The following is a 9,426-nucleotide window of genomic DNA, read 5'->3' on the forward strand; positions in this document are numbered from 1 at the left end:
GGCCCTTGGCCGCGACAGCTTTTCGCGAAACCCCAGTCGCGGCCAAGGGCCGCTCCCACATGCGTGGCTCCTACAATGGGCGCATCCCCCGGATTTCCGAAACAAGGAACAACATGCGCACGCTCTATCCCGAAATCACCCCGTTCGAGACCGGCACCTTGCAGGTCGATGACCGCCATACCCTGTACTGGGAGCAGTGCGGCAATCCCGAAGGCAAGCCGGTGGTGCTGTTGCACGGCGGGCCGGGTGCGGGCTGCAACGCGAAGATGCGCCGCTTCCACGACCCGTCGAAGTACCGCATCGTGCTGTTCGACCAGCGCGGCGCGGGTCGCAGCACGCCGCATGCCGACCTGACCGACAACACCACCTGGGATCTGGTGGCCGACATCGAAAAGCTGCGCGAAAAACTCGGCATCGAACGCTGGCAGGTGTTCGGTGGTTCATGGGGTTCCACGCTGGCGCTGGCCTACGCGCAAACGCATCCGCAGCGGGTGACCGAACTGGTGTTGCGTGGCATCTTCATGCTGCGTCGCTGGGAACTGGAATGGTTCTATCAGGAGGGTGCCAACCGCATCTTCCCGGATGCGTGGGAGCACTACATCGCTGCGATCCCGCCGGTGGAGCGCCATGACCTGATTTCCGCCTTCCATCGCCGCCTGACATCAAGCGATGCGCAGGTGCGGCTGGCGGCGGCGCGTGCGTGGGCGATCTGGGAAGGCGGTACCAGCTACCTGCGCATTCCAGCGGATTACACCGACACCCACGGCGACGCAGAGTTCGCGCTGGCGTTCGCGCGAATCGAGAACCACTACTTCGTCAACGGCGGTTTCTTCGAAGTGGAAGACCAGTTGCTGCGCGATGCCCACCGCATTGCCGACATCCCCGGCGTGATCGTGCATGGTCGCTACGACGTGGTCTGCCCGGTTGCCAATGCGTGGGACCTGCACAAGGTCTGGCCGAAGGCGGAGCTGACCATCACCACAGAGTCCGGGCATTCCGGTTTCGAGGCGCAGAACATCGACGCGCTGGTGCGCGCGACGGATCGTTTTGCGTCCTGATGTTCCCTCTCCCGCTCGCGGGAGAGGGTGCCGAAGGCGGGTGAGGGAGTCTCAATCCCGCCGCGATCCATCCGGGTTGTGGTCAATCATCCACAATCCGGCCCAGAGCTTGAGGTCAAGCTCGTAGCCTTCGCTGTGCTTGCGCATCAGCCATGCCGGCGCCTGCGCGCGCGGTACGCGATGGACGATGATGTTCTCGTCGTCCACGCCGCCGCCTTCGCCCACTTTCCTGAGGTCAAGCGCCCGCGCGAAGGCGATGCGCTCGTTGCTCATGCCGGATGAAGTCGGGCCGATCAGCAGCACGTCGATGCGCCCCGCGTCCCAGCCGGTTTCCTCGATCAGTTCGCGGCGCGCGGCGGATTCCAGCGTGTCCTCGCCGTCGCCATCACCGACCAGCCCGGCGGGCATTTCGATGGTGCGTGCGCCCAGCGGCACGCGGAACTGATCGACGAACAGCACCTCGTCGTCCGGGGTCACCGCGATGACCAGCACCGCCAGCCCGTCGCGTCCGTGGGTGCGCTCGCAGGATTCCCAATGGCCGATGCGCACCATCCGCAGCCATTCGCCCTGATAGAGGATTTCTTTGTTGTCCGGCATGGGGTGATCTTAACCGCGGATTGCGGCATGTCGGCCAGGGGGGGGCGGACACTGGATCGTGCGAAGGGGGATGTGTTCGAGCGCCATGGATGGCGCGCGTCCGCGCATCGGAGCCGGATGCGGAGCCTAAGCGGCGAATACATCCCCCTTCGGGCAGATCAAATGCGCGGTGATTAGCCGGCCAACCCCGCCGCATCTGCCAAGCGCTTGCGGGTCAGCGGGCCGAAGCCCATCCAGTCAGACAGCGATGCCAGTTCCGCCTCGTCGCCCTTGCCGCGCGCAAAGCCGCCATCCGGCAGCGGCGCATCCAGGGCAATCGTGGTGAGTTGCCGCCACAGCAGCGCATGCTCGCGCTGTTCGCGCAGGCGCACCGCCATCTGCGCGGCACCGCGCAGGCGCAGGTAGGGCACTTCGTCGATGCGTGCCAGCAATGCATCCAGCGAGCCGAAATGCGCCAGCAGCACCGCCGCCGATTTCGGCCCGATGCCGGTCACGCCGGGAATGTTGTCCACCGCATCGCCGGTCAGTGCCAGATAGTCGGCGATCTGGTGCGCATGCACGCCGTGGCGCGCCTTCACCCCATCCGCCCCCCAGCGCACGCCCTTGGCGAAGTCGTATTGTTCGTCATGCGCATGCAGCAACTGCGACAGATCCTTGTCGGCAGAAACAATCACGTTGCGAAAGCCATCGGCGCGCATGCGATGCGCGGCGCTGCCGATCAGGTCGTCGGCTTCGTAATCGCAATGCGCCAGCGTGACCAGCCCCAGCGCCTGGCACAGCGCCTTGCACCACGCGAACTGCCGGCGCAGTTCCGGCGGCGCGGGGTCGCGATTGGCCTTGTAGGCCGGATACAGCGCATTGCGGAAGCAGGAATCCAGCGCTTCATCGAAGGCGATGGCGATGTGGCGCGGCCGCTCGCGTTCCAGCAGTTCCAGCAGGAAGCGGGCGAAGCCGTGTACGGCATTGGTCGGCCAGCCATCGGCATCGTGGAACTCGTCCGGCATCGAATGCCAGGCGCGGAACACGTACATCGAGGCATCGACAAGGACAAGTGTTTTAGAAGCAGACGTCGGCTGCGCGCCGGAACTCATGCCGGGTTCCAGTCCTGCAACAAGGCGCGCGGATCAGGCCGTTCGCGGTCAGGCACGGCCACCGGGCAGGTACCCATCGCCACCGTGCCGACCAGTTGTTCGTCGGTGGACAGGCCCAGCACGCTTTCCAGCAGCGGGCGGTCGTAGCAGGGCCAGCCGGTCAGCCATTGCGCGCCGTAACCTTCTGCCTGCGCCGCCTGCAGCAGCAGCAGGCAGACGCAACTGGCGGTGGAGAAGCGTTCCGATGCCGGAATCTTCTCGTCCTCGCCCAGTTTCGCCACCACCGCGATGGTCAGCGGCGGCGCGGTGAAGCGCAGACGCAATTTTTCGATGACGCCATCGCCGGGGTTGGCCTCGCGCTCCAGCAGGCGCGCGATGACGGCATCGGCCAGCGCGATGCGTGCATCGCCCGCGATGCGCAGGAAGCGGAACGGCACCCGCTTGCCGTGGTCAGGTACGCGCGCGGCGGTGCGCAGGATGCGCAGCAGGGCGGCATCGTCCGGGCCGGGCGCGGTCAGTTGCCGGGTGGGCGCGGACAGCCGGCTGTCGAGCGCGGCAAGGGTCAGGGTCATCGGCATGGTCGTCATGGTCACAGGTCATGGTAACGGTTGCCTGCATGGCGTCCGCATTCGGTAGGATGGGGCAGCACAGTCGGAGGGCAGGCAATGGCGGTGAAGATTGGCGTGGCGCGGGAAACGGCAGCAGGCGAGCGGCGGGTGGCGATCACCCCGGAGACCTGCAAGAAACTGGTGGCGGCAGGCGCGCAGGTCAGCGTGCAGCCCGGCATTGGCGCGGGTGCGCATTTCCCCGACCAGACCTATGCCGATGCCGGTGCGCGGCTGGCCATCGATGCAACCGCCGATGCCGACATCGTGCTGTGCGTGCAACCACCGGCCAGCGACGCCATCGGTGCATTGAAGCAGGGCGCGGTGCTGGTGGGCAGCCTGCACCCGCAGGCTGATGCCGCACGCGGCGAAGCCTTGCAGGCGCGCGGCATCGTCGCCTTTCCGCTGGAGCGGCTGCCGCGCACCACCCGCGCGCAGGCGATGGACGTGCTCAGTTCGCAGGCCGGCATGGCTGGCTACAAGGCGGTGCTGATCGCCGCGCAACTGGCTCCGCGCTTCTTCCCGATGCTGACCACCGCCGCCGGCACCATCCGTCCGTCGAAGGTGCTGATCGTGGGTGCGGGCGTGGCCGGCTTGCAGGCCATCGCAACAGCCAAGCGCCTTGGCGCGCAGGTGGAAGGCTTCGACGTGCGCCCGGAAACCCGCGAGCAGATCGAATCGCTCGGCGGCAAGTTCCTCGACCTCGGCGTGTCCGCGGCGGGCGAGGGCGGCTATGCGCGCGCGCTCACAGACGAGGAACGCGCCGAACAGCAGCGCCGTCTCGCCGAACACCTGAAGAATGTCGATGTGATCGTCTGCACCGCCGCCGTGCCGGGCCGCCCCGCGCCGAAGATCATCTCCGCCGCGATGGTCGCCGGGATGAAGCCGGGCAGCGTGATCGTCGATCTGGCCGCAGAAACCGGCGGCAACTGCGAACTCACCCAGCCGGGCCAGAACGTCGAAGTCGAAGGCGTGACCATCGCCGGCCCGCTGAACCTTGCCAGCATGGGCGCGCAGCACGCCAGCGAAATGTACGCCCGCAACGTCTTCAATTTCGTCAGCCTGCTGTTGAAGGACGGTGCGCTGGCGTTTGACTGGGACGACGAACTGCTGGCGAAGACGGTGTGGCCGGAACGGGCTGCGCCTCAATCCTGATAGGCTTTCCCCATGAACACCGCCAAGCTCGAACGTGAAGTTCTGGAGATGCCGGTCGATGAACGCGCCCGGTTCATTCGTGGCGTGTTGCTCAGCCTTGAGAACCTGCCGCAAGACGAACTGGATGCAATGTGGCTGGATGAGGCCGAGCGCCGTGCGGCGGATATCGACAGCGGCAAGGCGAAGCTTGTCCCTTACGATGAGGTCATGCGCAAGGCGCGGGCGTTGCTGGGCAAATGACCCCTTTCCTGCATCCGGCAGCGGAAGCGGAACATCTGGAAAGTCTCTCGTTTTACGATTCGCGCCGGCAGGATCTGGGTGGCGCATATCTGGCTGATTTCGTGCGAACCGTGGAGCGCATCATGGAAGCGCCTGCCCGCCATCGCATTGAACGCCAGCCGAATATCCGCAAGCTCGCATTCGAGCGGTTTCCATACGCGATCATTTATCGTGACGCCGCATCAGGCGTCCAGATACTGGCGGTTTCGCACAAGCGTCGCCGCCCTGCCTACTGGATCGGACGGCTCTGATCCTTCGATCAACGCATCGGCGGCGGGCCTTCCCGGCCACGCTCCGGCGCGGGATGCGCCTTCAGCCATTCGGCGCGTTGCTGTGGTGTCTTTTGCTTCCACTGCGCGAGGAATGCCTTGCGCTGCGCTTCGTCCATGCCGCGCATGGCGTGGAACAGGGCGCGGGCTTCGTCGCGTTTTTCGGGTGACATGTGTTCCCAGCGCTGCATGCCGTGGCGGGCGCGGTCGCGCTGGTCGTGCGGCATGGTCTTCCAGCGCTGGGCGCGTTCCAGCATGCGCGGGCGTTCGTCCGGATTGCTGTTCCAGCGTTCGCGCAGCGGCGCGATCAGCGCATCGCGCTGGGCGGGCGTGAGCTTGTCCCACTCGGGAAGTTGCGCAGTGGCCGGCTGTGCCTGTGCGAAGGCGAGCGCAGGCCACAGGGCAAGGGCGAGGACGGTCGTGCGGATGATGCGGGTCATGGCTTACTCCATTGCCACCAGCTGGGCATCGGGCGATGCCAGCCAGGCGTAGAACTCGGGGTCTTCGTCGAGCAGGGTGCCGGCGTCCTGCACGGCAAGGGGCGTGCTGCCGGCGGGAGGCGTGACGACCGGCGACGGGTTGTGCAGTTGCATGCCGATGGCCAGTGCGAACACGGCAGCGAAGGCGGCACCGGCATGGCGCAGGCGGAAGCCGGTGGCGCGCGCGGGTACATCGCCGCGCAGGGCGGCGTTGCGGCGCTGTGCCAGTTGCGCCTGCACGCGGGGTGACAGCTTCGCCACGGCATCGGCATGCCGTTGCTGGATGGCGCGGTCGAAGCCGGCCTCGGTCTGCGGGTTCATCGAAACTCCTCCAATTGCGTTTGCAGCGCCTCGCGGGCGCGCGAAAGATGCGTTTTCACCGAGCCTTCGCTGCAGCCCATGACGCGGGCGGTGTCGGCCACGTCCAGTTCTTCCAGCACGCGCAGGGTGAAGGCTTCGCGCTGGCGGGCGGGCAGGCCGCGCAGGGCGGTGGCGATCCGCGTCCATGCCTCGCGGCTGTCGTGGCTGCGCGACGGGTCGGGGCCATCATCGGCCCAGTCGATCTGCTCGCCGTCGCGATCGGTGCCGGGCAGCAGCCAGCGCATGCGGAACAGGCCGCGCCGCTGCATGTCGGTCATGCGGTTGCGCAGGATGCTCCAGAACAGCGGGTTCCATTCCGACGGCGGGTGGTCGCGGTAGGCCAGCATCTTCATCATCGCGTCCTGCACCGCGTCCAGCGCGTCCTCGCGGTGGCGCAGGCCCAGCTCGGCGAAGCGGAAGGCGCGCGCGTCGATGCCGGCCAGGAACGCCTCCAGGCTGGCCGGGGTGGCCTGGCTCGGGGTGGCTTCGTGGTGGTCGGCATCGCTCACCTGGGCAAGCTTAGCGGCATCGAGCAGCATGGCGGGCGGGTGTGTCCTGCGGGTTCCGTCATGCAGAACGCTCATGGCCTGCTGCGGTTGACAGCGGACGCCCGCCGCGTTGCATGGTTATGATTCGGGCAGACCATCGGGGAGCGACAACGTGGGCGACGGATTCGTGGCGCTGTACATCTTCATGCTGGCGGCAATCGCCGGCCACGTCATCATTTCGCGGGTGCCGGTGATCCTGCACACGCCGCTGATGTCGGGTTCCAACTTCATCCACGGCATTGTCCTGATCGGCGCGATGGTGGTGCTGGGGCATGCCGACACCACGCTGGAGAAGGCGCTGGGCTTCGTCGCGGTGCTGCTGGGTGCGGGCAATGCCGCCGGCGGCTATGTGGTAACGGAGCGCATGCTGGAGATGTTCAAGTCGTCGAAGAAGGGGGATGCCAAGTGAGCGTCCTGACCCTGGTCAAGCTGAGTTACTTCATAGCGGCCACGCTGTTCCTGCTCGGCCTGCAGCGGATGAGCACGCCCAAGACCGCGCGCAGCGGCATCCAGTGGGCCGGCGCAGGCATGGTGCTGGCGACGCTTGCCACCTTCTTCCTGCCGGAGTTGCATAACAAGGGACTTATGATCGCGGCCATCGTGATCGGCGTGGCGCTGAACTGGGTCTGGGGCAAGCGTGTCGCCATTACCGACATGCCGCAGATGGTGGCGCTGTTCAACGGCATGGGCGGCGGTTCCGCAGCGGCGATTGGCGCGGTGGAGCTGGTGAAGTTTTCCGCTGGCGGCGCGGAAGTGCCGCCGAAGTTCACGCTGGCGTTGGCGGTGATCGGCGCGCTGATCGGTGCGGTGTCGCTGACCGGCTCGGTGATTGCATGGGCCAAGCTCGACGGGCGCATGGACAAGCGCTACACCTTCCCCGGCCAGCAGTGGTTCAACGCGCTGATTGCAGTTGCGGCGGTGGTCTGCGGCGTGATGGCGCTGCACACGCTGGCGATGCCGTGGATCGTCGCCTTCTTCGTGTTGTCGCTGGCCTTGGGCGTGCTGATGACGCTGCCGATCGGCGGCGCGGACATGCCGGTGGTGATCTCGCTGTACAACGCCTTCACCGGCCTTGCAGTGGCGTTTGAAGGTTATGTGCTGGGTAACGAGGCACTCATCATCGCCGGCACCATGGTCGGCGCGGCGGGCATGCTGCTGACCAAGCTGATGGCCAAAGCGATGAACCGCAAGATCAGCAATGTGCTGTTCTCCAACTTCGGCGGCGGTGGCGCGCAGATGCAGGAGATCGGTGGCTCGATGAAGCCCATCGAGGCGGCGGACGTGGCCGCGATGATGGCCTACGCCGAGCGCGTGGTGATCGTCCCCGGTTATGGCCTTGCGGTGGCGCAGGCGCAGCACAAGATATGGGAACTGACCCAGCGGCTGATGGATCGCGGAGTGAAGGTGAAGTTCGCCATCCATCCGGTGGCCGGGCGCATGCCGGGCCACATGAACGTGCTGCTGGCAGAGGCCGGCGTGCCTTACGACCTGATCGCCGACATGGACGACATCAACCCGGAGTTCGCCAATACCGACGTGTCACTGGTGATCGGTGCGAACGATGTGGTGAACCCCGTCGCCAAGACCGACCCGGCATCCCCCATCTACGGCATGCCGATCCTCGACGTGGTGGAGTCGAAGAACACCATTGTCATCAAGCGCGGCAAGGGCACGGGCTTTGCCGGCATCGAAAACGCGCTGTTCTACGCCGACAACACCCGCATGCTGTACGGCGACGGCAGCGAGATGGCAAACGCGCTGGTCAGCGAACTGAAGGCGCTGGACGGCGGCGGGCACTGAAGCCCGCCCAGCCTGTCCACAGCGCCACCAGCAAGCCTGCTGCGTACAGCAGCAGGTCGATGCGGTCGTTGGCGAGGGTCGCCAGCAGCCAGGCGTAGTGAGGGCCGATGTGCAGCGCCGATTCCCACGGGCGCATGCCGAAACTCATCCCGATCTGCCCGGCGACGATGCCGAAGTTGGCAAGCGCGATGACCAGTGCCGTTGCCAGCACTGCCCAGCCGGCGCGTGACACACCACGCGGCCAGCCCGAAATACGCAGCAGCAGCACCATGTCCAGCGCGGCCAGCGGTGCCAGCCACGCGCATTGGCGTTCGACCAGCAGCGCCAGCAGCATCCACGCGGCAGCAAAGCCGAGCGCACCAAGCGCAAGCAGGGGCAAGGCGAACCAGCGCGGCTTCGGGTGCGTGTTGATGGCGGTCGTGTGGCGGTTGTGGGTGGCCGCGCATCTTAAGCGCCCGGCGATATCGATTGGGGCAGGCATCGATTGGGACTAGAATGGTACGGATTCCCGCCATCGTGCCGTGTCCATGTATTCCCGCAGCAGTGAACCCGTCCGCTTCGAGCGCGATTGCGCCGCCGTCCTGGTGCCCCAGGGCGACGAGGTGACGCTGCCGGCGGGTACGGTGGGCTACATCACCCAATCGCTGGGTGGCAGCTGGACGGTGTTCGTGGAAGGCAACCTGATGCGGATCGCCGGCAAGGATGGCGATGCCATCGGCAAGGATCCGCCGGACGCCATCGTGCTGCCCGAGGGAGCCAGCGACGAGGACGTGGAGCGGCTGGTCTGGCAGCAGTTGCGCACCTGCTTCGACCCCGAGATCCCGGTCAACATCGTCGAACTGGGGCTGGTGTATGGCGCGCAGGTGCATGCCCGCGAGGATGGCCTGCGCGAGGTCGAAGTGAAGATGACCCTGACCGCGCCCGGTTGCGGGATGGGCGAGGTGCTGGTCGATGACGTGCGCAGCAAGGTGGAGATGATCCCCACCGTGGCCGCTGCCGACGTGGAGCTGGTGTTCGATCCGCCCTGGAACCGCAGCCTGATGTCGGACGTCGCCACGCTGGAAACCGGTATGCTGTTACATGGCGCTTCAGCGCCACGCCGGGCATGACCATTGTCATAGTCCCGAATTGTCACTAGGTGACGCGATTTGTCATCGCATATTCCTGCTGCAGTGCAGCGAATCA

14 protein-coding genes are annotated in these 9,426 nt (G+C 66.2%); 7 read left to right on the top strand and 7 right to left on the bottom strand.

Annotation, left to right across the window (positions count from 1 at the left end; genetic code table 11):
- Positions 1-113: 113 nt before the first annotated feature.
- Entirely contained in the window at positions 114-1,058 is a 945-nt protein-coding gene (gene pip / locus QM612_RS10975) for a prolyl aminopeptidase (protein WP_415253925.1), read from the top strand.
- Positions 1,059-1,109: 51 nt separating this feature from the next.
- Here pip and QM612_RS10980 read toward each other — a convergent pair whose 3' ends face one another.
- The 3 genes from QM612_RS10980 to QM612_RS10990 form a co-directional block, all read right to left on the bottom strand.
- A complete protein-coding gene (locus QM612_RS10980) occupies positions 1,110-1,655 on the bottom strand; it encodes an NUDIX hydrolase (RefSeq protein ID WP_415253926.1) in 546 nt (181 codons plus the stop codon).
- 173 nt (positions 1,656-1,828) lie between these two features.
- Complete coding sequence (locus tag QM612_RS10985; protein ID WP_415253927.1) at positions 1,829-2,746, bottom strand: 5'-3' exonuclease; 918 nt, start codon at positions 2,744-2,746, stop codon at positions 1,829-1,831.
- On the bottom strand, positions 2,743-3,324 hold the full coding sequence (locus QM612_RS10990) for a nitroreductase (protein ID WP_415253936.1): 582 nt from the start codon (positions 3,322-3,324) through the stop codon (positions 2,743-2,745). The genes QM612_RS10985 and QM612_RS10990 overlap by 4 nt, the downstream gene beginning before the upstream one ends.
- An 87-nt stretch (positions 3,325-3,411) precedes the next feature.
- Here QM612_RS10990 and QM612_RS10995 point away from each other — a divergent pair, with 87 nt between their 5' ends.
- Genes QM612_RS10995 through QM612_RS11005 form a run of 3 tightly spaced genes read left to right on the top strand, consistent with a single transcriptional unit; the run spans position 3,412 to position 5,036 of the window.
- Positions 3,412-4,506: an NAD(P) transhydrogenase subunit alpha gene (locus QM612_RS10995; protein WP_415253928.1), complete on the top strand. Its 1,095-nt coding sequence runs from the start codon at positions 3,412-3,414 to the stop codon at positions 4,504-4,506.
- A gap of 12 nt (positions 4,507-4,518) precedes the next feature.
- Complete coding sequence (locus tag QM612_RS11000) at positions 4,519-4,746, top strand: addiction module protein (RefSeq protein WP_415253929.1); 228 nt, start codon at positions 4,519-4,521, stop codon at positions 4,744-4,746.
- The gene (locus QM612_RS11005) at positions 4,743-5,036 is read left to right on the top strand and encodes a hypothetical protein (RefSeq protein WP_415253930.1); all 294 of its coding nucleotides are present in this window, start codon (positions 4,743-4,745) and stop codon (positions 5,034-5,036) included. The genes QM612_RS11000 and QM612_RS11005 overlap by 4 nt, the downstream gene beginning before the upstream one ends.
- A gap of 8 nt (positions 5,037-5,044) precedes the next feature.
- Here the strand turns inward: QM612_RS11005 and QM612_RS11010 are convergent, their stop codons facing one another.
- The 3 genes from QM612_RS11010 to QM612_RS11020 are packed head-to-tail and all read right to left on the bottom strand — an operon-like array spanning position 5,045 to position 6,432.
- Positions 5,045-5,494, bottom strand: coding sequence for a DUF3106 domain-containing protein (locus QM612_RS11010; protein WP_415253931.1), 450 nt, complete (start codon positions 5,492-5,494; stop codon positions 5,045-5,047).
- Positions 5,495-5,497: 3 nt separating this feature from the next.
- The gene (locus QM612_RS11015; RefSeq protein ID WP_415253932.1) at positions 5,498-5,854 is read right to left on the bottom strand and encodes a hypothetical protein; all 357 of its coding nucleotides are present in this window, start codon (positions 5,852-5,854) and stop codon (positions 5,498-5,500) included.
- Complete coding sequence (locus QM612_RS11020) at positions 5,851-6,432, bottom strand: RNA polymerase sigma factor (protein WP_415253937.1); 582 nt, start codon at positions 6,430-6,432, stop codon at positions 5,851-5,853. Before QM612_RS11020 ends, QM612_RS11015 begins: the two co-directional genes overlap by 4 nt.
- A 121-nt stretch (positions 6,433-6,553) precedes the next feature.
- Between QM612_RS11020 and QM612_RS11025 the strand changes: the two genes are divergently transcribed.
- Together QM612_RS11025 and QM612_RS11030 are read left to right on the top strand one after the other, a co-directional pair.
- Positions 6,554-6,850 (top strand): NAD(P) transhydrogenase subunit alpha, encoded by a 297-nt coding sequence (locus QM612_RS11025; protein ID WP_415253933.1) that lies wholly within the window; start codon positions 6,554-6,556, stop codon positions 6,848-6,850.
- Complete coding sequence (locus tag QM612_RS11030) at positions 6,847-8,241, top strand: NAD(P)(+) transhydrogenase (Re/Si-specific) subunit beta (protein WP_415253934.1); 1,395 nt, start codon at positions 6,847-6,849, stop codon at positions 8,239-8,241. Before QM612_RS11025 ends, QM612_RS11030 begins: the two co-directional genes overlap by 4 nt.
- Here QM612_RS11030 and QM612_RS11035 read toward each other — a convergent pair.
- Entirely contained in the window at positions 8,204-8,722 is a 519-nt protein-coding gene (locus tag QM612_RS11035) for a hypothetical protein (RefSeq protein WP_415253935.1), read from the bottom strand. The two genes, QM612_RS11030 and QM612_RS11035, sit on opposite strands and share 38 nt — an antisense overlap.
- A 46-nt stretch (positions 8,723-8,768) precedes the next feature.
- Between QM612_RS11035 and sufT the strand changes: the two genes are divergently transcribed.
- On the top strand, positions 8,769-9,350 hold the full coding sequence (gene sufT / locus QM612_RS11040; RefSeq protein WP_415253938.1) for a putative Fe-S cluster assembly protein SufT: 582 nt from the start codon (positions 8,769-8,771) through the stop codon (positions 9,348-9,350).
- The last annotated feature ends 76 nt before the right edge of the window (positions 9,351-9,426 follow it).

This window comes from Thermomonas sp., assembly GCF_047606765.1.
Lineage (GTDB): Bacteria > Pseudomonadota > Gammaproteobacteria > Xanthomonadales > Xanthomonadaceae > Thermomonas.